General features: G+C 60.5%; 15 protein-coding genes, 2 tRNA genes and 3 rRNA genes. 15 read left to right on the top strand and 5 right to left on the bottom strand.

Annotation, left to right across the window (positions count from 1 at the left end):
- Nucleotide 1: 1 nt before the first annotated feature.
- Together argA and QZ656_RS06310 are read left to right on the top strand one after the other, a co-directional pair.
- On the top strand, nucleotides 2–1,321 hold the full coding sequence (gene argA, locus QZ656_RS06315; protein WP_291992573.1) for an amino-acid N-acetyltransferase: 1,320 nt from the start codon (nucleotides 2–4) through the stop codon (nucleotides 1,319–1,321).
- Between the two features lie 94 nt (nucleotides 1,322–1,415).
- A complete protein-coding gene (locus QZ656_RS06310) occupies nucleotides 1,416–1,688 on the top strand; it encodes an oxidative damage protection protein (protein WP_291992572.1) in 273 nt (90 codons plus the stop codon).
- A 72-nt stretch (nucleotides 1,689–1,760) separates the two neighbouring features.
- Here the strand turns inward: QZ656_RS06310 and rpiA are convergent, their stop codons facing one another.
- On the bottom strand, nucleotides 1,761–2,423 hold the full coding sequence (rpiA, locus tag QZ656_RS06305) for a ribose-5-phosphate isomerase RpiA (protein WP_291992571.1): 663 nt from the start codon (nucleotides 2,421–2,423) through the stop codon (nucleotides 1,761–1,763).
- 237 nt (nucleotides 2,424–2,660) lie between these two features.
- On the opposite strand from rpiA, the gene QZ656_RS06300 reads away from it, so the two are divergent.
- Nucleotides 2,661–3,035, top strand: a complete 375-nt coding sequence (locus QZ656_RS06300; protein ID WP_291992570.1) for a diacylglycerol kinase — start codon at nucleotides 2,661–2,663, stop codon at nucleotides 3,033–3,035.
- A gap of 48 nt (nucleotides 3,036–3,083) precedes the next feature.
- On the opposite strand, the gene ftsX is transcribed toward QZ656_RS06300, so the two are convergent.
- Genes ftsX through ftsY form a run of 3 tightly spaced genes read right to left on the bottom strand, consistent with a single transcriptional unit; the run spans nucleotide 3,084 to nucleotide 5,679 of the window.
- A complete protein-coding gene (ftsX, locus tag QZ656_RS06295; RefSeq protein ID WP_291992569.1) occupies nucleotides 3,084–3,983 on the bottom strand; it encodes a permease-like cell division protein FtsX in 900 nt (299 codons plus the stop codon).
- Nucleotides 3,980–4,681 (bottom strand): ATP-binding cassette domain-containing protein, encoded by a 702-nt coding sequence (locus QZ656_RS06290; RefSeq protein ID WP_291992568.1) that lies wholly within the window; start codon nucleotides 4,679–4,681, stop codon nucleotides 3,980–3,982. The genes ftsX and QZ656_RS06290 overlap by 4 nt, the downstream gene beginning before the upstream one ends.
- Nucleotides 4,678–5,679, bottom strand: a complete 1,002-nt coding sequence (gene ftsY, locus QZ656_RS06285) for a signal recognition particle-docking protein FtsY (protein WP_291992567.1) — start codon at nucleotides 5,677–5,679, stop codon at nucleotides 4,678–4,680. Before ftsY ends, QZ656_RS06290 begins: the two co-directional genes overlap by 4 nt.
- A 47-nt stretch (nucleotides 5,680–5,726) precedes the next feature.
- Here ftsY and QZ656_RS06280 point away from each other — a divergent pair, with 47 nt between their 5' ends.
- Genes QZ656_RS06280 through QZ656_RS06260 form a run of 5 tightly spaced genes read left to right on the top strand, consistent with a single transcriptional unit; the run spans nucleotide 5,727 to nucleotide 9,771 of the window.
- Nucleotides 5,727–7,142, top strand: a complete 1,416-nt coding sequence (locus QZ656_RS06280) for a pitrilysin family protein (protein WP_291992566.1) — start codon at nucleotides 5,727–5,729, stop codon at nucleotides 7,140–7,142.
- 13 nt (nucleotides 7,143–7,155) lie between these two features.
- Nucleotides 7,156–8,448 (top strand): pitrilysin family protein, encoded by a 1,293-nt coding sequence (locus QZ656_RS06275; protein WP_291992565.1) that lies wholly within the window; start codon nucleotides 7,156–7,158, stop codon nucleotides 8,446–8,448.
- A gap of 4 nt (nucleotides 8,449–8,452) precedes the next feature.
- On the top strand, nucleotides 8,453–9,007 hold the full coding sequence (gene rsmD / locus QZ656_RS06270) for a 16S rRNA (guanine(966)-N(2))-methyltransferase RsmD (protein ID WP_291992650.1): 555 nt from the start codon (nucleotides 8,453–8,455) through the stop codon (nucleotides 9,005–9,007).
- On the top strand, nucleotides 9,000–9,497 hold the full coding sequence (gene coaD / locus QZ656_RS06265) for a pantetheine-phosphate adenylyltransferase (protein WP_291992649.1): 498 nt from the start codon (nucleotides 9,000–9,002) through the stop codon (nucleotides 9,495–9,497). Before rsmD ends, coaD begins: the two co-directional genes overlap by 8 nt.
- A gap of 13 nt (nucleotides 9,498–9,510) precedes the next feature.
- Complete coding sequence (locus tag QZ656_RS06260) at nucleotides 9,511–9,771, top strand: YfhL family 4Fe-4S dicluster ferredoxin (protein WP_291992564.1); 261 nt, start codon at nucleotides 9,511–9,513, stop codon at nucleotides 9,769–9,771.
- Nucleotides 9,772–9,848: 77 nt separating this feature from the next.
- Here the strand turns inward: QZ656_RS06260 and QZ656_RS06255 are convergent, their stop codons facing one another.
- Entirely contained in the window at nucleotides 9,849–11,024 is a 1,176-nt protein-coding gene (locus QZ656_RS06255) for a peptidoglycan DD-metalloendopeptidase family protein (protein ID WP_291992563.1), read from the bottom strand.
- 233 nt (nucleotides 11,025–11,257) lie between these two features.
- Between QZ656_RS06255 and tyrS the strand changes: the two genes are divergently transcribed.
- The 7 genes from tyrS to QZ656_RS06220 all read left to right on the top strand — a co-directional run bounded on the left by tyrS (nucleotide 11,258) and on the right by QZ656_RS06220 (nucleotide 20,117).
- Entirely contained in the window at nucleotides 11,258–12,457 is a 1,200-nt protein-coding gene (tyrS, locus tag QZ656_RS06250) for a tyrosine--tRNA ligase (protein ID WP_291992562.1), read from the top strand.
- 650 nt (nucleotides 12,458–13,107) lie between these two features.
- Nucleotides 13,108–14,645, top strand: a 16S ribosomal RNA gene (locus tag QZ656_RS06245).
- A 62-nt stretch (nucleotides 14,646–14,707) separates the two neighbouring features.
- A tRNA-Ile gene (locus QZ656_RS06240) sits at nucleotides 14,708–14,784 on the top strand.
- Nucleotides 14,785–14,882: 98 nt separating this feature from the next.
- A tRNA-Ala gene (locus QZ656_RS06235) sits at nucleotides 14,883–14,958 on the top strand.
- A 235-nt stretch (nucleotides 14,959–15,193) separates the two neighbouring features.
- A 23S ribosomal RNA gene (locus tag QZ656_RS06230) occupies nucleotides 15,194–18,179 on the top strand.
- Between the two features lie 93 nt (nucleotides 18,180–18,272).
- Nucleotides 18,273–18,386, top strand: a 5S ribosomal RNA gene (rrf, locus tag QZ656_RS06225).
- The 16S, 23S and 5S rRNA genes sit together here with 2 tRNA genes alongside, the layout of an rRNA operon.
- A 510-nt stretch (nucleotides 18,387–18,896) precedes the next feature.
- A complete protein-coding gene (locus QZ656_RS06220) occupies nucleotides 18,897–20,117 on the top strand; it encodes an IS110 family transposase (RefSeq protein ID WP_291991569.1) in 1,221 nt (406 codons plus the stop codon).
- Nucleotides 20,118–20,122: the final 5 nt, after the last annotated feature.

Raw genomic sequence — 20,122 nt, 5'->3', positions numbered from 1 at the left:
CATGGTTGACGATTCAAGTTCCGACCACTTCGTAGCCTGGTTTCGGTCGGTCGCGCCGTACGTCAATCTTTTTCGCGGCAAGACCTTCCTGATCGCCTTCGGCGGCAAGGCGATCGCCGGGCCGCTGGCGCGGACGCTGGCTTACGACGTCAACCTGCTGGCGGCGCTCGGTGTACGCCTGGTCCTGGTGCACGGCGCTCGGCCGCAGATCGAGGCCTTGCTGCGCGAACGCGGCTTGCCATCGGTCTATCACGGCAACCTTCGGGTGACCGATGCCAAGGCCATCGCCAGCGTGATCGACGCAGTCGGCAGCATCTACGTCGAGATCGAGGCGCTGCTTTCGCAAGGCCTGGCCGATACGCCAATGGCCAACAGCACGATTCGGGTGGTCGGCGGCAATTTCATTACCGCCCGCCCGGTCGGCGTCGTCGATGGCGTCGATATGCAGTATTCGGGCCAGGTCCGCAAGATCGACGGTGAAGGGATTCGCGCCCAGTTGAGCCTCGGTAACATCGTTCTCCTGTCGTGTCTTGGCTCGAGCCCAACGGGTGAGATCTTCAATCTGGCGATGGAGCAGGTGGCCGAAGCGGTGGCCACGTCGCTGCTCGCCGACAAGCTCATTTTTCTGAGCGACAGCCCGGGCGCCACCGATATCGACGGCGCCTTGCTCGACGAGTTGACGGTAGACGCGGCCGAGCGCTTGCTCAGTCTGGGCGACTGGCTGTCGGCCGACCTCAAGCGCTATCTGCCCTGCGCCGTGCGCGCCGGCCGCGCTGGCGTCGACCGTGTGCACCTGATCGGCTACGATCAGGACGGCACGCTGCTGCGCGAGCTGTTTACGCGCGACGGCGTCGGCACGATCATCACGCGTGAGTCGCTCGAGCAGCTGCGCGACGCCCGCCCCGACGACATCGGTGGCCTGGTGGCGCTGATCGAGCCGCTTGAAGAAGAAGGCGCTCTGGTACGTCGTTCGCGCGAGTTGCTTGAACGTGAAATCACGCGTTTCTCGGTGGTCGAACACGATCGGGTGATCGTCGCCTGCGCCGCGCTTTATCCTTACGGCGGCGATCAGGCGGAGTTGGCTTGTCTGGCCGTCCATCCGCACTATCGCCGCTGGGGCTATGGCGCGCTGCTGATAAAGCGGATCGAGGCCAGGGCGCGGGCGCTGGGAATCAAGCGCTTGTTCGTGCTTACAACGGTGACCTCGCAGTGGTTCAAGGAGCGCGGCTTCGGCGAGCGTCACATCGATCAGTTGCCGGCCGAGAAGCGGCTGGTCTACAACCTGCAGCGTCGTTCCAAGGTGTTGATCAAAGACCTTTAGTTTATTGCCGTTGCGCTTCGGCCGGCGCGCCGATCGGAACGCGACATGTTTTACCTCTGCGCGACCGCTGCAGAGCAATCAAGGAGTGTATTGCATGACAAGAATGGTTAACTGCATCAAGCTGGGTCGTGAGGCCGAGGGCCTGGATTTTCCCCCTTACCCCGGCGCGTTGGGCAAGCGGCTCTATGAAGGCGTATCGAAGGAAGCATGGCAGCAATGGGTACGCATGCAGACCATGATCATCAACGAGAATCGGCTCAATCTGGCCGATGCCGCGCATCGCAAGTATCTGGCCGAGCAGCTGGAAAGGCACTTTTTCGGCGACGGCGCCGACAAGGTGCAGGGTTACGTGCCGCCCAGCAGCTGATTGCCGGCCGCGCTCAGCCGCGCCGGGTGCTGGTCGCGCCACCGCCACGAAGGCTGGCGGTGGCGCGAGCGCTCAGCTGGCGAGCAGCGTTTGCACTCCGGCCGCCATGCCGAGCAGGCAGACGTCGGCCGGCCGGCACGCGAAGAGGCCGTTGGTCACGACCCCGACAATCTGGTTGATGCGCGTCTCCAGAGCGCTCGGGTCGTCGATTGACAGGCCGCTGACGTCGATGATCAGATTGCCGTTGTCGCTGACGAAGCCTCGGCGCAGAACCGGCGAGCCGCCGATCTTTGCCAGCTCGCGTCTGACGTGGCCGAGCGCCATCGGAATCACTTCGACGGGCAGGGGGTAGCGACCGAGCCGCGGCACCATTTTGGTCGCGTCGGCGATGCACACGAACTTTCGCGCCACCGCGGCGACGATCTTCTCGCGGGTCAGTGCGCCGCCACCGCCCTTGATCATCTGCATCGCGGCGTTGATCTCATCGGCGCCGTCGACGTAGACCGGCAGGTGTTCGACCTCGTCGAGGCCATAAACCCGGATGCCGTGCGCTTCGAGTCGCTTTCTGGTGGCTTCCGAACTGGCTACGGCACCCCGGATTCGGTGTTTGATCGTCGCCAGTTCATCGATGAAGCAGTTGGCGGTCGAGCCCGTGCCGACGCCGACGACTTCGCCTTCGACCACATGCGCAATGGCCGCCTGGCCGACGGCTGTCTTCAGTTCGTCCTGGGTCATCGTCAACTTCTGCCTCGTCGTCTGGGTGAATGGGTGAATGGGGGATTGGCGTCGCGGTCGCCATTGTAGCGGTGCGCGGCCGGCGATGGCAGGTCGGCTGGCGCGCTGCCGAGTCGGGCCGGGGGCCGGGAAACGGTGGCGGCGACGACCAAGGCGCGGGCCAGGGCGGCAAACTCGCTCGGGATTGGGCCGAGTCGTTATACTTGCCGCCCATCGCCTCTAGGCAAGGAGAACTCGGTGGTCGACGAAAGCCCGTTCAAGGGACAGACCGGTTGGCGGCGGGTCTGGAACGCCCTCCACTATTCACTGGCGGGGTTGCGCGCGGCGTTTGTCGCCGAGGACGCCTTTCGTCAGGAAGTGCTGCTCGCCGCATTCCTGATTCCGCTGGCTTTGGTGCTCGCGGCGGACGGTCTCGGGCGCGCGCTGATGATCGGTAGTGTGCTGCTGGTGCTGATCGTCGAGCTGCTCAATTCAGCGATCGAGGCGACCGTCGATCGGATCTCGCTGGAGCAGCACCCCTTGGCCAAGCGCGCCAAAGACATCGGCAGCGCCGCGGTGTTGCTGGCCTTGCTCAATGTCCTGGCGGTCTGGGCGTGCGTCTTGTTGGCGTGACGGATCGTGCCAGCGCGACCAACGAATATCGCCCGGCTGCGAGTAGGCCTAGCTGATACGACGCAGGTGAATCAGCGCCGAGATCTTTGCTCCCAGCCAGCCGAGTGCGCCGCCGATCACCGCCAGAGCGACGACCTCGTCCGATGCCAGGCTGTGCAGCGTGAATCCGCCGCCGTAGAGTCGTGCCAGTTCGGCTACCGGCGGCGTCAGGAGATGGCTGCCGATGGTTACCAGCAGCGCCGCGCATAGTCCGCCGAGAGCGCCCTGCAGCAGTCCGAAGTAATGCAGTGGGCGCTGGATATAGGCATCGGTCGCGCCAATCAGTTTGGCGACCTCGATCTCGGCCGCTCGGGCGAGGATCTGCAAACGAATGGTATTGAAGGTGATGGTCACCAGCGCGCCGGCAAAGAGCGCCGCGAGCAGCAAGACGACGCGCTTGCCGAGGCGAAGAATGGCGTCCAGGCGTTTGACCCAGGCCGAGTCGAGCTGCACGTGCGCGACCTTTGGCCACGCCGCGAAGGTCTCTGCCAGACGTTCGAGCGACTCGGGTTGCGAAACCGTAGGGGTGACGACAAAAGCGTCCGGGAGCGGGTTCTTTGGCAGGCTGCCGATGATTTCGGCCATCCCCTCGGACTCCTGCAGGCGCTGCAGAGCCTCGGCGCGGGGGACGAACTGCCAGCTGCCGGCGTCGGCGTCGTGCAAGCGCTGGTCAATCTCGGTGCGCTCTTTCTGGCCGGCGTCGACGTTCAGAAAGATGCTGATTTGCTGCACCCCAGGCGTGTCGCCGGTGAGTTTGCGCAGGTTTTCGATCGCCAGCCAGCCGGCGGTCGGCAGTGTCAGCGCGACGCCAATCACCAACAGCGACAGCAGGCTGTTCAAGGGCGTTGCTGCGAGGTGGCGCAGCGCTTCGCGCAAGGCCCGCAGATGATCGCCGAGCCAGGCGCTCATGGTGTGCAAGCTTTGGCTGATTGAGCGGCCAGCGCGGCGCTCGGCGATTCACTCATTTCGCCTTTGTCGAGGCGCAGAATCCTCGGCTCCAGTGTGGCCAGCGCCAGCGGGTCGTGGGTGGCGATGAGAACCGTTACGCCGACTTGCTGAAAAGCCCGGAAGATCCCGAGGATCTCGCTTGCCGACGCGGCGTCGAGGTTGGCGGTGGGTTCGTCCGCCAGGATGATCGCCGGGCGATTGACTACCGCCCGGGCAATCGCCAGGCGTTGCTGCTCGCCGCCGGAGAGCGCGATCGGATAGGCTTTTTCGCGATTCGGCAGGCCGACCTTGGCCAGCGCCGCCTGTGCCCGACGTGGCGCGTCCTTGGCCGGGTGGCCGACGATCGACAGCGGCAACAAGACGTTGTCGAGGACGCTGCGGTCGAACAGCAGCTTGCGATCCTGAAAGATCAGCCCGAGCTTGCGGCGCAGGTAGGGAATGGCGTTGCGGCGAAGCGCCGCCAGGTTCTGGCCGTTGATGACGATGCTGCCGGTCGTCGGGCGCTCGATTGCCGCCAGCAGTTTGAACAGCGTCGATTTGCCGGCGCCCGAGTGACCGGTGAGGAAAACCATTTCCCCGGCGGTAATCTCGAAGCTCACGTTCTTTAGCGCTTCGTGACCGCCGGGGTAGCGCTTGGTGACGGCGTTGGCAGTAATCACTCGAACAGCGCGTCTACAAAATCACGGGCATGGAAAGGACGCAGATCGTCGATGCCTTCGCCGACGCCGATGAAGCGCACCGGCTTCGGGCATTGGCGCGCGATCGCCGCGACGACGCCACCTTTGGCGCTGCCGTCGAGCTTGGTCAGCACCAGGCCGCTGACGTGGATCGCCTTGTCGAAGGCGATCACCTGTTGCAGCGTATTCTGGCCAAAGGTCGCGTCGAGAACGAGCAACGTTTCGTGCGGCCCGGACGGATCGGCCTTCTGGATGACGCGCCGGACCTTGGCGATTTCGTCCATCAGATGCAACTGCGTTGGCAGGCGACCGGCGGTGTCGGCGAGGACAACGTCGATGCCGCGCGCCCTGGCGGCGGCGATGGCGTCGAAAATGACCGCCGCCGAATCGCCGGATTGCTGCGAAATAACCGTCACATTGTTGCGTTCGCCCCAGGCCTGCAGTTGCTCGCGTGCCGCCGCCCGGAAGGTGTCGCCAGCGGCCAGCAGGACCGACAGCCCCTGCGCCTGGAAATGCTTGGCCAGCTTGCCGATCGAGGTCGTCTTGCCGGCGCCGTTGACACCGGCAATCATGATGATGAAGGGTCGGTGCGTCGTCAGATCGAGCGCTTCTTCGAGCGGCTGCAGAAGCTCGAGCATGATTTCCGAGAGAGCTCCCTGAATCGCCTCCGGGCTGCCGAGCCTGTCGCGTTTGGCGCGCATCTTCAGCTGATAGAGCAGGTGCTGCGTGGCGTCCAGGCCGACGTCGCTGCTCAGTAGCAGCGCTTCGAGTTCTTCGAGCAGTTGCTCGTCTACCTTGCCACGCGCGAACAGCGATTTCAGCTTGCCGCCAAACTGCGCGCGGGTGCGGGCGAGACCGGTCTGCAGCCGCTGCCGCCACGAAGTCGCGGCCGCGGTCGCGGTGGCGGTGGCGGTTTCGGCGACTGCCGGAGGCCTTGTTTCGGTGCGAATTTCTGCGGGTTTCTTGGAAAAACCAAACATGGTGCGTTCGTATCTCAAAGGCGCTCGGGGGCTTTGGCGGTGTTAAGATGCCGGCGCAAATCCCCGACATCCCGAAATTCTATCAGAAGCGATTCATGCCCATGCGTCAGGCGAGACTGTTTCCGCTGTTGCTGGCTCTGCTGGCGCCGCTGAGCGGCCTCGCCGAGACCTTCGAGCGGCGGCTGGCGAACGGTCTGCGGATCATCGTCAAGGAGGATCACCGGGCGCCGACGGTGGCGCACATGGTCTGGTACGGTGCCGGCAGCATGGACGAAACGAACGGCCGGACCGGCGTCGCGCATGTCCTTGAGCACATGATGTTCAAGGGCACGCCGACTGCCGGCGCCGGCGAGTTCAGCCGCCGCGTCGCCGCCGCCGGCGGTCGCGACAACGCTTTCACCAGCCGCGATTACACCGCCTATTTTCAGCAGGTGCCGAAGCAGCAGCTGTCCGAAATGATGCAGCTGGAAGCCGATCGCATGCGTCATCTGACGCTCGACGCCAGCGAGTTCGTGCAAGAGCTCAAGGTGGTCATGGAAGAACGGCGCTTGCGCACCGACGACCGGCCGCAGTCGCTGTTGTTCGAACAGCTGACCGCCGTCGCTTTCCAGACGCACCCCTACCGGGTGCCGATCATCGGCTGGATGAACGATCTCGAGAATCTCACGCCGGCCGATGCGCGCGAATGGTACGACCGCTGGTACGCGCCCAACAATGCTTATGTGGTGGTGGTCGGTGACGTCGATCACCAGGCGGTATTTCAGCTTGCCGAACAGCACTACAGCGTCGTCGAAGCGCGTCAGTTGCCGGTCAGGAAACCGCAGGACGAGCCGCCGCAGGCCGGCATCCGTCGGCTGCGCGTCAAGGCGCCGGCCGAACTGCCGGTGTTGATGATGGCCTACAAGGCGCCGGTGATCCGCGACGTCGAGCACGACGTCGACCCCTACGCGCTGGAAATGCTGGCAGCGGTTCTCGCCGGCCACGACGCGGCGCGGTTTTCGAAGCACCTGGTGCGCCAGCAGCGCCTGGCGGTCGAGGCAACGGCCAGCTACGATTCGACGGCGCGTGGTCCAGGCATCTTCTATCTGTACGGATCACCCAGCGCGGGCAAGACGGCGGCCGAACTCGAGGCCGGGCTGCGCGCCGAAGTCGCCGACGTGCAGCAGCACGGTGTCGCCGCGGACGAACTGACACGAGCCAAGGCGCAGCTGATCGCCGGTGAGATCTACAAGCTCGATTCGATGTTTGCGCAAGCGATGGAGATTGGCCAGTTGGAGTCCGTCGGAATTCCGTATGCGCTGAACCGGCGAATTCTCGACAAGTTGCAGGCGGTGACTGCCGAGCAGATTCAGGCGGTGGCCGTAACGTACTTTCGCGACCAGCAACTGACGGTCGCCGAGCTTGAACCGCAAGCTTTGCCGCAGGCGCCGCCGCAGCGTTCGCCGTCGGCCGCCCGGCACTGATCCGAGGCCACCGATGAAGCCCTGCAAACTGCTGCTGTTGGTGATCGCCTTGGCCGTTCGGTTGGCGCACGCTGGCCCGCAGATCGAGCACTGGCAGACGACGTCGGCGGCACGCGTGTTCTTTGTCGAGAACCATGCGCTGCCGATGCTCGACATCGAGGTCGATTTCGTTGCCGGTACGGCGCATGAGGGCGAGGGGCGGGCGGGCGTCGCGGCCTTGACGCGAGAACTCATCGAGCTCGGCGTTGCCGGCATGGACGAAACGCAAATCGCCAGCCGCCTGGCGGATGTCGGCGCCAGGCTGTCGGGCGGCGTCGATAGGGATCGCGCTTCGCTGTTGCTGCGGACGCTGTCGATGGCCGACAAGCGCGGGCCGGCGCTCGCGGTGCTGCGCGCCATCGTGTCTACGCCGCAGTTTCCGGTGGTGGTTTTCGATCGCGAGAAAGCGCGTTCGTTGGCGGCGCTCAAGGAAGCACTGACGCGCCCCGAGACGCTCGCCAGTCGAGCCTTGTGGTCGGCGATGTATCGCTCGCACCCCTATGGTCAGCAGGCGACGCCGGAGTCCTTGACGGCGTTGCAGCGCGCCGACGTGCTGGCCTTCCACGCCGCGAACTACAGCGCGGCAAGGGCCACCCTGGCGATCGTCGGCGATCTGTCGCGTGCGCAGGCCGAAGCGCTGGCCGAGGAATTGACCGCCGCGCTGCCGTCCGCACCGGCCGTGAGCGAGATTGTCGTACCCGCCTTGCCGGCCGCCAGCGAACAGCGGCTAGCGCATCCCGCCTTGCAGGCACACCTGCTGATCGGCTTGCCGGCGCTCAAGCGCGGCGATCCCGATTTCTTCCCCTTGCTCGTCGGCAACTACTCGCTTGGTGGCGGCGGTTTTGTTTCACGCCTGATGAAAGAGGTCCGCGAGCAGCGCGGGCTGGCGTACAGCGTGCACAGCGCTTTTTTGCCGCTGGCGCAGTTGGGGCCTTTCCAGATTGGTCTGCAGACCAGGAAGGCGCAGGTCGACGAGGCGCTGCAGCTGACCCGTGCGGTGCTCAGCGGCTTCCTCGAGCAAGGCTCCGGCGACGCCGAGTTGCGCGCTGCAAAAGAGAATCTGATCGGCAGCTTTCCGCTACGGCTGGACAGCAATCGGAAGATCCTCGATAACGTCGCGCTGATTGGCTTCTACCAATTGCCACTCGATTACCTCGATCACTACCCAGAGAACATCGCCCGAGTGACCGTCGCCGAGGTCAAGGCGGCGTTCCAGCGGCACGTGCGCCTCGAGCACCTGGCGACGGTGATCGTCGGCGGGGAGTAGGATCCTGAACGCGGTACGGATCATTGGCGGCGAATGGCGACGGCGCGTCTTGCGCTTCCCCGATTCACCAGGCCTGCGGCCGACCCCCGACCGGGTACGCGAGACCTTGTTCAACTGGCTGGGCGGCGACTTGTCGGGCAGGTCGTGCCTGGATCTGTTCGCCGGCAGCGGCGCGCTGGGTTTCGAGGCGGCGTCGCGTGGCGCGGCGAGAGTGCTGTTGGTCGATAGCTCGCCGCAGGTCGTCGCGGCGCTGGCGGCCAACGCGCGGACGCTGGACGTCGACAAGCGCCTGGAGATTGTTCGCTCGGATGCGGTAAGATTCGCCACTTCCGTGGGCGAGCGATTCGACGTGCTGTTTCTCGATCCGCCTTTCAAGCAGGGCTGGATCGAGCGACTGGTGCCGCTCTTGCCGTCACTTCTGGCGGCGGACGCCGTGCTCTACGTCGAGGCCGAGCGGCTGCTGGCAGGCTGCGGGCAGTGGCAGACGGTACGCCAGGGGAGGGCAGGCCAGGTTTTTTATCACTTGATGCAGCGAGGCGGAGCCGATGGCGCTGAATAGGCGAATGGCAATCTATGCAGGTACCTTCGATCCGATCACCCGTGGCCATGAGGATCTCGTTCGTCGTGCGAGTTGCCTTTTCGACCATGTGATCGTCGGCATTGCCGAGAGTCAGCCGAAACGGCCGTTCTTCTCGCTGGCCGAGAGGATCGAGATGGCTCGGGAGATTCTGCAGCCGTACCCGAATGCGGAGGTTTGTGGCTTCAACGGTCTGCTGATGGATTTCCTGCACAGCAAGGGTGCCAAGGTGATCATCCGAGGCCTGCGCGCCGTCTCTGACTTCGACTATGAATTCCAGATGGCAGGAATGAACAGAAACCTGTTTCCCGAGGTCGAAACGGTGTTCCTGACTCCGGGCGAGCAATACATATTCATCTCGGCGACGATGGTCCGGGAAATCGCCAAGCTCGGTGGCGATGTCAGCAAGTTCGTGCGGCCGGCGATCCGCGAGCGCCTGGCCCAACGCGTAAGCGAAATTTCATTGATCTGAAGGAACAGCCAGCATGTCTTTGACTATCACCGACGAATGCATCAACTGCGACGTGTGCGAGCCCGAGTGCCCGAACGAAGCAATTACCCAGGGTGTGGAAATCTACGAGATCGACCCCAACAAGTGCACCGAATGCGTCGGCCACTACGACACGCCGCAGTGCGTCGAGGTGTGTCCGGTCGATTGCATCCCCAAGGATCCTGCGAATCAGGAGAACGAAGACCAGTTGTGGGTCAAGTATGAGAAGTTGACGGGCAATCCACGCTCTTCCTGAACGTCCAGAAGCGGTCCGCAGGTCTGCCGACCAGCCGTCCCCCGTCGGGACGGCTTTTTTTTCGCGTGGCGGGCGGCCTACTCGATCGCGGCGAGAGTCGTTTCGCCGGCCAGCTGCAGCTGCGCCTGCAGGTTTTTGCTTGACGCCTTGAAGCGGCCAAGGAGCGCGCCGGCGAGTGGCATCGCTCGGGGTAGCGAAATGGCCAGTGGATCGACCTGCCGGCCCTTTACCCGGAACTCGTAATGCAGATGTGGGCCCGTCGCCAGGCCGCTTTGACCGACGTAGCCGATGGTCTCGCCCTGGCTGACACGCACGCCCTTGCGAATTCCCTTGGCAAAGTTTTTCAGGTGGCCATAGGCCGTCGAATAACTGCCCTGGTGTTCGAGGACCAGCAGATTGCCGTAGCCGCGCTGGCGTTCGGCAGTGGCCACGACGCCGTCGGCAACGGCGACAATGCCGGCGCCCATCGGCGCGCCGTAGTCCACCCCTTTATGGGCTCGCCAGGAGCGCAGAATCGGGTGAAAGCGGGCGCCGGAAAAGCCCGAGGTGACGCGCGAAAACTCGATCGGCGAGCGCAGGAAAGTCTTGCGAAGGCTGCTGCCATCGGCCGCGTAGTAAGCGCCCTCTCCTTCTTCTCCTTGAAACCAGTAGGCTTGCAGGACACGCTGGTCGTTGACCAGGCGCGCGGCCAGGAGGCGACCGCTACGGATGCTCTGGCCGCGGTCGCTAAAGGTCTCGTAAACCAGAGAAAAGCGATCGCCTTTGCGCAGGTCGCGATGGAAATCGACCTCGCTGCTGAAAATTGCGACCATTTGCAGGGCGATGGCGTCGGGGATGTCGGCTTCGTCGGTGGCGGCGAACAGGGAATGGCGGATTTCACCAGCCTTGATTACCACCCGGGTTGACAGTTGCAGCGCTTGCTCATGCGCTTCGAAGCCGTCGCCGCGGCGTTCAACGACCAACATGGCGTCCTTGCCCGGCAATTCGGCGTAGAGCGCGTGCAGCTTGCCTTTTTCGCCAGACTTCGCGCCAAGGGTATCGCCGGGGCGCAAGTGCCGCGCCATTTCCTGCGTCTGGCGGTTGCTGCCGATGAATTGCAGCGCCTCGCGATCATTGATGCCGAGGCGGGTCAGTAAACTGGCGACGGTGTCGCCGCGTCGAACGCGTTCTTCATGCAGAAAGCTGGCGTCGCCCTTTTCGAGCAGCGTCACGGTCGGCGTCGGCAGCTTTTCGAGGACGGTGGTCAGCTTCACGCGAGCTTCGTCGGGCGTTGGCGCAATGGCAAATGCGGCGACCATGCCGAGCAGCGAGACGCTGCCGATGGTGGCTACCGCCCATGGGTGACGACGCAGTCGGTCGATCGAGAGGTGTGAATGCGATAGAATCCGGCTCTCCTTTAGATGCCTAGACTGCTGGCAAAGCGCCAAAGTCTAGCAAGAAACCCTCCTCACGAGAAGCTCTCTGGGCACCAACAATAGAGGTTTGCATGCGCGCTGTTGAACAAGACCTCAAGCAAATCAAACGCGGGTCGGAAGAATTGCTGCTCGAAAGCGAGCTGCTCGATAGGCTCAAGAGTGGTCGGCCGCTGCGGGTCAAGGCGGGCTTTGATCCGACGGCGCCCGACCTCCATCTTGGCCACACGGTGCTGATCAACAAGCTCAGGCACTTCCAGGATCTGGGTCATCACGTGCTGTTTCTGATCGGCGACTTCACCGGCATGATTGGTGACCCGACCGGCAAAAACGTCACCCGACCACCGCTGTCGCGGGCACAAATTCTGGACAACGCCAGGACCTATCAGGAGCAGGTGTTCAAGATTCTCGACCCCGAGAGGACCGAGGTCTGCTTCAACTCAAGCTGGTTCGAGCCCCTTGGCGCTTCGGGAATGATTCGCCTGGCGGCGCTGCACACGGTCGCGCGGATGCTCGAACGCGACGATTTCGCCAAGCGCTATCGCAGCGGGCAACCGATAGCCATCCACGAATTTCTTTATCCGCTTTGCCAGGGCTACGACTCGGTGGCGATGAACGCGGATATCGAGCTTGGCGGTACCGATCAGAAGTTCAACCTGTTGGTCGGGAGGGAGATCCAGAAGCACTACGGACAGGCGCCGCAATGTATCTTGACCATGCCCTTGCTGGAAGGCCTGGACGGCGTCAACAAGATGTCCAAATCCCTGGGCAACTATATTGGAATCAACGAGCCCGCCGGCGAGATGTTCGGCAAGCTGATGTCGATTTCCGACGGGCTGATGTGGCGCTACTTCGAGCTGCTATCGTTCCGTACGGTCGAAGCAATCGGCGATTTGCGGCGCGACGTCGTGGCTGGCGCCAACCCGCGTCATACCAAGGTTCTGTTGGCGCAGGAGATCGTCGAGCGTTTTCACGGCCGGCCTGCCGCTGTCCAGGCGCTGGCGGACTTTGACGCCCGCTTTCGCCAGGGAGCTGTCCCCGACGATATCCCGGAGGTCGATTTGTCTGCCGCCGGGCAGTCCTTGAGCATCGCCCAGGTGCTCAAGCACGCCGGCCTCACGGCCAGCACCTCCGAAGCGCTGCGGATGATCGACCAGGGTGGCGTCAAGATCGACGGCGCCCGGGTCGACGACCGGCAGCTTGTCCTTCCGGATCAGGGTACTTTCGTTCTACAGGTCGGCAAGCGCAAGTTTGCGCGCGTGCGCATTGTCTGAGCAGCGGCGCAAGCGTGCGCAGGCAGCGCCGCTGGCCCGCTATCTCTGAATTATTCCGAAAGATCCTTGACGCTCGCCAGTGGCCCTGTATAATTCGCACCTTCGCTGCTGATTGATATATAAAAACTTAATAAAATCAGTTTGTTATGTTATATCTGCAGTTAAAAATCACGGCCCTCCGGGTCGGCGCTGGCGGTGCAAAGCGGTTCTGCCGAGTCTCTACAAAGAAGCATTGACGCGATCTGAAACGTCTGTATAATGCGCCACTTCGCTGCTGATTGACGAAATAAATCTGCGTAAAAACAGCTTGTTACGTTCTTTCGGTGAAGTTTAAGCGTGGTTTTTGAAGCGCGTGAGTGGAGCAGGGCGGTCTGGGAAGTTTCTGAAAAGAAACATTGATTAAACCGGAAACGTCTGTATAATGCGCCCCTCTCGCTGCTTCGGCAGTAAGGAAACACGGCGGAACGGCCCCTTGGTCGCTCTGCCAGCTCTTTAAAAATGAGACAACCGATAGGTGTGGGTTCTCGGTCTGGGATGGTCTGCGCAAGTGGGCTGTTGTAAAAGATGGAGTAACTCGCACGGAAGTAATGATGCTGACCTGGGGAGATCTGGGTTGGTATTGAGAACGTCGAGCGAGGGTTTTAGGATTTAAACTGAAGAGTTTGATCCTGGCTCAGATTAAACGCTGGCGGCATGCCTTACACATGCAAGTCGAACGGCAGCACGGGGGCAACCCTGGTGGCGAGTGGCGAACGGGTGAGTAATACATCGGAACGTGCCCTGGAATGGGGGATAACGCAGCGAAAGCTACGCTAATACCGCATATTCTGTGAGCAGGAAAGCAGTGGATCGCAAGACCTTGCGTTCTAGGAGCGGCCGATGTCGGATTAGCTAGTTGGTGGGGTAAAGGCCTACCAAGGCGACGATCCGTAGCGGGTCTGAGAGGATGATCCGCCACACTGGGACTGAGACACGGCCCAGACTCCTACGGGAGGCAGCAGTGGGGAATTTTGGACAATGGGCGGAAGCCTGATCCAGCCATGCCGCGTGAGTGAAGAAGGCCTTCGGGTTGTAAAGCTCTTTCGGCGGGGAAGAAATTGCTTGGGTTAATACCCTGAGTAGATGACGGTACCCGAATAAGAAGCACCGGCTAACTACGTGCCAGCAGCCGCGGTAATACGTAGGGTGCGAGCGTTAATCGGAATTACTGGGCGTAAAGCGTGCGCAGGCGGTTTTGTAAGTCAGATGTGAAATCCTCGGGCTCAACCTGGGAACTGCATTTGAGACTGCAAGACTGGAGTTTGGCAGAGGGGGGTGGAATTCCACGTGTAGCAGTGAAATGCGTAGAGATGTGGAGGAACACCGATGGCGAAGGCAGCCCCCTGGGCCAATACTGACGCTCATGCACGAAAGCGTGGGGAGCAAACAGGATTAGATACCCTGGTAGTCCACGCCCTAAACGATGTCAACTAGGTGTTGGGAGGGTTAAACCTTTTAGTGCCGTAGCTAACGCGTGAAGTTGACCGCCTGGGGAGTACGGCCGCAAGGCTAAAACTCAAAGGAATTGACGGGGACCCGCACAAGCGGTGGATGATGTGGATTAATTCGATGCAACGCGAAAAACCTTACCTACCCTTGACATGTCAGGAATCCCGGAGAGATTTGGGAGTGCTCGAAAGAGAGCCTGAACACAGGTGCTGCATGGCTGTCGTCAGCTCGTGTCGTGAGATGTTGGGTTAAGTCCCGCAACGAGCGCAACCCTTGTCATTAATTGCCATCATTTAGTTGGGCACTTTAATGAGACTGCCGGTGACAAACCGGAGGAAGGTGGGGATGACGTCAAGTCCTCATGGCCCTTATGGGTAGGGCTTCACACGTCATACAATGGTCGGTTCAGAGGGTTGCCAACCCGCGAGGGGGAGCCAATCTCAGAAAGCCGATCGTAGTCCGGATCGCAGTCTGCAACTCGACTGCGTGAAGTCGGAATCGCTAGTAATCGCGGATCAGCATGCCGCGGTGAATACGTTCCCGGGTCTTGTACACACCGCCCGTCACACCATGGGAGCGGGTTCTGCCAGAAGTAGTTAGCTTAACCGCAAGGAGGGCGATTACCACGGCAGGGTTCGTGACTGGGGTGAAGTCGTAACAAGGTAGCCGTAGGGGAACCTGCGGCTGGATCACCTCCTTTCTAGAGAAAAACTGGAACGAGAGCTCACAACCTATCGGTTGTCACAAGCGGCACAAGCGGAGGGGTCTGTAGCTCAGTCGGTTAGAGCATCGTCTTGATAAGGCGAGGGTCGTTGGTTCGATTCCAACCAGACCCACCAGCGTATCGGCGTCAGTATGAGCGGAAGACTCCTGTGTGCGTAGGCAACGATCGAATGCTCTCTGGCGCGAGTTGGAGGGCATTCGGACCCGTCTTTGCGGGGGATTAGCTCAGCTGGGAGAGCACCTGCTTTGCAAGCAGGGGGTCGTCGGTTCGATCCCGTCATCCTCCACCACCCGCGACTTGTGAGATGTCAGGCCTGAAGAGTTGTAGACTCTTCAGGCCTGACCCCTTACGGGGCCAGTGCTCTTTAACAAAATGGAAGAAGGTTGTATCACCGGTTAAACGCAGTCGTCATGATGCGTGGAGAGGCTGGTGATACGGTTGTGATTGCATCGATCCCCTGTAAGAGGGGGAGCACAATGAGTTGCCTGTAGCTTGGGGTCTCGGAAGAGAGCTCAAGGTTATAGGATCAAGCGAATAAGTGCATGTGGTGGATGCCTTGGCGATTACAGGCGATGAAGGACGTACAAGCCTGCGAAAAGCTCTGGGGAGCTGGCAATGAAGCTTTGATCCAGAGATATCCGAATGGGGAAACCCACTCCGCGAGGAGTATCCCACGCTGAATACATAGGCGTGAGGAAGCGAACCCGGCGAACTGAAACATCTAAGTAGCCGGAGGAAAAGAAATCAACCGAGATTCCCAAAGTAGTGGCGAGCGAACTGGGAACAGCCTGCAAGTGATATCGATTGGGTTAGTGGAAGCATCTGGAAAGTTGCGCCGTAGTGGGTGAAAGCCCCGTACGCGAAAACCTGATCGTGGTACTAAGTTTGCGACAAGTAGGGCGGGGCACGAGAAATCCTGTCTGAATATGGGGGGACCATCCTCCAAGGCTAAATACTCGTAATCGACCGATAGCGTACCAGTACCGTGAGGGAAAGGCGAAAAGAACCCCGGGAGGGGAGTGAAATAGATCCTGAAACCGCATGCATACAAACAGTGGGAGCCCCTTCGTGGGGTGACTGCGTACCTTTTGTATAATGGGTCAGCGACTTACGTTCAGTAGCGAGCTTAACCGCATAGGGGAGGCGTAGGGAAACCGAGTCCGAATAGGGCGCTAGTTGCTGGGCGTAGACCCGAAACCAAGTGATCTATCCATGGCCAGGATGAAGGTGCGGTAACACGCACTGGAGGTCCGAACCCACTAATGTTGAAAAATTAGGGGATGAGCTGTGGATAGGGGTGAAAGGCTAAACAAACTTGGAAATAGCTGGTTCTCTCCGAAAACTATTTAGGTAGTGCCTCAAGTATCACCGACGGGGGTAAAGCACTGTTATGGCTAGGGGGTCATCGCGACTTACCAAACCATTGCAAACTAAGAATACCGTTGAGTGCGAGCTTGGGAGACAGACATCGGGTGCTAACGTCCGGTGTCAAGAGGGAAACAACCCAGACCGCCGATTAAGGTCCCCAAGACATAGTTAAGTGGGAAACGAGGTGGGAAGGCTTAGACAGCCAGGAGGTTGGCTTAGAAGCAGCCATCCTTTAAAGAAAGCGTAATAGCTCACTGGTCGAGTCGTCCTGCGCGGAAGATGTAACGGGGCTCAAACTATGCACCGAAATCGCGGATATGTGCGTTCCACTTTAGTTCATTCGAAGGAAGAGGTTGTTGGCGCGTTGCGCTGGCAGCTTGGCGCCCCATGTTGATTGTTGGGGTTGAGTGGATTAAAGGGAACGCACATATGGTAGGAGAGCGTTCTGTAAGCCGTTGAAGGTGTCTTGAGAAGGATGCTGGAGGTATCAGAAGTGCGAATGCTGACATGAGTAGCGATAAAGGGAGTGAAAAGCTCCCTCGCCGAAAGCCCAAGGTTTCCTGCGCAACGTTCATCGGCGCAGGGTGAGTCGGCCCCTAAGGCGAGGCTGAAAAGCGTAGTCGATGGGAAACAGGTCAATATTCCTGTACCTCTTTGTAATGCGATGGGGGGACGGAGAAGGTTAGGTCATCCGGGTGTTGGACGTCCCGGTTCAAGCGTGTAGGAAGGCTCTCTAGGCAAATCCGGAGGGTCAATTCTGAGGCGTGATAACGAGTGGTTTTATACCGCGAAGTGATTGATACCATGCTTCCAAGAAAAGCCTCTAAGCTTCAGTTACATAGAGACCGTACCGCAAACCGACACAGGTGGGCAGGATGAGAATTCTAAGGCGCTTGAGAGAACTCAGGAGAAGGAACTCGGCAAATTTGCACCGTAACTTCGGGATAAGGTGCGCCCTGACAGGTTGAAGCCCCTCGCGGGTGGAGGCTGAAAGGGTTGCAGTGAAATGGTGGCTGCGACTGTTTAATAAAAACATAGCACTCTGCAAACACGAAAGTGGACGTATAGGGTGTGACGCCTGCCCGGTGCCGGAAGGTTAAGTGATGGGGTGCAAGCTCTTGATCGAAGCCCCGGTAAACGGCGGCCGTAACTATAACGGTCCTAAGGTAGCGAAATTCCTTGTCGGGTAAGTTCCGACCTGCACGAATGGCGTAACGATGGCCACACTGTCTCCTCCTGAGACTCAGCGAAGTTGAAATGGTTGTGAAGATGCAATCTCCCCGCGGTTAGACGGAAAGACCCCATGAACCTTTACTGTAGCTTTGCATTGGACTTTGAACCGATTTGTGTAGGATAGGTGGGAGGCTGTGAAACTGGGACGCTAGTTCTGGTGGAGCCAACCTTGAAATACCACCCTGGTTTGTTTGAGGTTCTAACCATGGCCCGTGAATCCGGGTCTGGGACCGTGCATGGTAGGCAGTTTGACTGGGGCGGTCTCCTCCTAAAGTGTAACGGAGGAGTACGAAGGTACGCTAGGTACGGTCGGACATCGTGCTGATAGTGCAATGGCATAAGCGTGCTTGACTGCGAGACACACACGTCGAGCAGGTACGAAAGTAGGTCATAGTGATCCGGTGGTTCTGTATGGAAGGGCCATCGCTCAACGGATAAAAGGTACTCTGGGGATAACAGGCTAATACCGCCCAAGAGTTCATATCGACGGCGGTGTTTGGCACCTCGATGTCGGCTCATCACATCCTGGGGCTGTAGTCGGTCCCAAGGGTATGGCTGTTCGCCATTTAAAGTGGTACGTGAGCTGGGTTTAAAACGTCGTGAGACAGTTTGGTCCCTATCTGCCGTGGGCGCTGGAAATTTGAAGGGGGCTGCTCCTAGTACGAGAGGACCGGAGTGGACGAACCTCTGGTGTACCGGTTATGACGCCAGTCGTATTGCCGGGTAGCTAAGTTCGGAAGAGATAAACGCTGAAAGCATCTAAGCGTGAAACTCGCCTTAAGATAAGATTTCCCTGGGGACTTGATCCCCCTGAAGGGTCGTGGTAGACCACCACGTTGATAGGCTGGGTGTGGAAGCGCAGCAATGCGTTAAGCTAACCAGTACTAATTGCCCGTGAGGCTTGATCCTATAACCTTGAGCAGCAACTCGTAACGAAACAATCACAACACCTTCTTCCCATTTTGCGCACCTCGCCAGCAGGCGGCGTGCGAAACCGTTATGCTTGGCGGCCATAGCCCTTTGGACCCACCCCTTCCCATCCCGAACAGGACCGTGAAACGAAGGCACGCCGATGATAGTGCATACTACATGTGTGAAAGTAGGTCACCGCCAGGCCCCCCTAAAACAAAGCCCTCCCCGCATCCGCGGCGAGGGCTTTGTCCGTCTACTCGACGTGTGCACCACGCACGGCGAACAGCGCTTAATCTCGGATGACCGCGCGAGCAGGAAAGGGCAGTTCACCGGCTGCCAGCAAGCACGCCGCCTTTCGCTTTCCGGTGATGCTTAACCCCGTCGCGGCTTGTCTCGATCATCAGGAAAGCTGGACGACCTCGGCGATTCGCCAGGTGCCGCCGCCGGCACCGGTATCAGGCTAACGGTCATTGCGTGAGGCGGCTCGCGCCACCCCGGATGATGAAAGAAAATACGAGTGGGTGGAAACGGCAGAGGTCGAGCAATGAGATGGTGGTTGGACCCCGATGCCTAACGTGACCCGCTGAACCGACTCGTACCCCGGATTGCCTCGTAGAGAGCGCACGGTAAAAAGGCCGCAGGGGCAACCCTGCAGGTTGTTTCGGTCAAGCGCCGTTCCCACCCGTTCGTGACTTTACGGGAAAGGAGTAACGGATGGAACTGGCGAAACTGTACAAGCGTGTCGTCGGGCTGGACGTTCATCAGGCGAAGATCACGGCCTGTGCGATCACGGAAGATGAGGCCGGCCAGACGAGTGTCGAGTTGGCCGAGTTTGGTGGTTTCAAGCGTGACCGCCAGGCGATGGCGCAATGGGTGGCCGCTCACGGCGCCGAGATGGTCGTCATGGAGAGCACCGGCATCTACTGGAAGAGTCCGCATGCGGCGCTGGAACAGGTCGGCATCGTCGCGACGGTCGTCAATGCGCGGCACGTGAAGACCGTACCTGGCCGCAAGACGGACTGGGCGGATGCGCAGTGGCTGGCGATGCTGGCGCGAGCCGGCATGCTACGCGCGTCCTTTGTGCCGCCGGCACAGTTTCGGGCTTTGCGCCACGTCGGGCGACAACGCCAGCAGCTGGTCGGCATCCTTTCGAGCGAGAAGAACCGCGTGCACAAGATCCTCTCCGACGGCGGCATTCGTTTGTCGGTGGTGGTGAGCGACATCCACGGCGTCGCCGGGCGGGCGATGGTCAAGGCGCTGATCGCCGAGCACTCTCCCGCCGAGGTGTTGATGCTCGCCGGCAACCGTCTCAAGGCCGACCGTACGGAACTGCTCGACGCGCTCGACGGCGAACTCACCGCCGACCACCGCTTCGTGCTGCATGAATTGATCGCGCACGTCGAGGAGCTCGAACGCCGTATCGATCGTTTCGACCAGTATCTGCTCGATCAACTGACACCCTACCGAAGCACGCTGGCATTGATGCAGACCATCCCCGGCATCGACGCCGTCGGTGCCGCCTTGCTGCTGGTCGAGATCGGTAATGACATGAGCGCCTTCGGCTCGGTTGATCGACTGGCCTCATGGGTGGGCATTTGTCCTGGCAACAACGAGTCCGCCGGCAAGCGAAAGACCGGACGGATACGAAAAGGTAACCCCTGGGTCCGACGCCTGCTTTGCCAGTTCGCGCACGCGGCCAGTCGGACGCGATGTGCTTTCAAGTCCAAGTTCGAGGCGCTTCGCTTGCGACGAGGGCATAAGCGCGCCATCGTCGCCATCGCCCACAAGATTCTCAAAACGGTCTTCCTGTTGATCAGCCGACAGACGCACTACCGGGACTCGGCAACCGACTTCGAAGCCCTATCTGTTGCACGCAACGCCCCTCGCTGGTTGAAGATGCTCAAGAAGCACGGTTTTATCCCCGCTGCCGCCTGAGCTAC

It is taken from the genome of Candidatus Accumulibacter sp. ACC003 (assembly GCF_907163085.1).
In the GTDB taxonomy this organism is placed as follows: domain Bacteria; phylum Pseudomonadota; class Gammaproteobacteria; order Burkholderiales; family Rhodocyclaceae; genus Accumulibacter.
Note: the sequence above shows the minus strand (reverse complement) of the source record. Positions and strands in the feature narration are given on the sequence as shown.

Excerpts from the sequence above, each read along its gene's own strand:
- ftsY (WP_291992567.1), bottom strand. The coding sequence starts at position 5,679 with ATGTTTGGTTTTTCCAAGAAACCCGCAGAAATTCGCACCGAAACAAGG.
- rpiA (WP_291992571.1), bottom strand. The coding sequence starts at position 2,423 with ATGACCCAGGACGAACTGAAGACAGCCGTCGGCCAGGCGGCCATTGCG.
- QZ656_RS06275 (WP_291992565.1), top strand. The coding sequence starts at position 7,156 with ATGAAGCCCTGCAAACTGCTGCTGTTGGTGATCGCCTTGGCCGTTCGG.
- argA (WP_291992573.1), top strand. The coding sequence starts at position 2 with ATGGTTGACGATTCAAGTTCCGACCACTTCGTAGCCTGGTTTCGGTCG.
- ftsX (WP_291992569.1), bottom strand. The coding sequence starts at position 3,983 with ATGAGCGCCTGGCTCGGCGATCATCTGCGGGCCTTGCGCGAAGCGCTG.
- QZ656_RS06310 (WP_291992572.1), top strand. The coding sequence starts at position 1,416 with ATGACAAGAATGGTTAACTGCATCAAGCTGGGTCGTGAGGCCGAGGGC.
- QZ656_RS06260 (WP_291992564.1), top strand. The coding sequence starts at position 9,511 with ATGTCTTTGACTATCACCGACGAATGCATCAACTGCGACGTGTGCGAG.
- QZ656_RS06280 (WP_291992566.1), top strand. The coding sequence starts at position 5,727 with ATGCCGGCGCAAATCCCCGACATCCCGAAATTCTATCAGAAGCGATTC.
- QZ656_RS06220 (WP_291991569.1), top strand. The coding sequence starts at position 18,897 with ATGGAACTGGCGAAACTGTACAAGCGTGTCGTCGGGCTGGACGTTCAT.
- tyrS (WP_291992562.1), top strand. The coding sequence starts at position 11,258 with ATGCGCGCTGTTGAACAAGACCTCAAGCAAATCAAACGCGGGTCGGAA.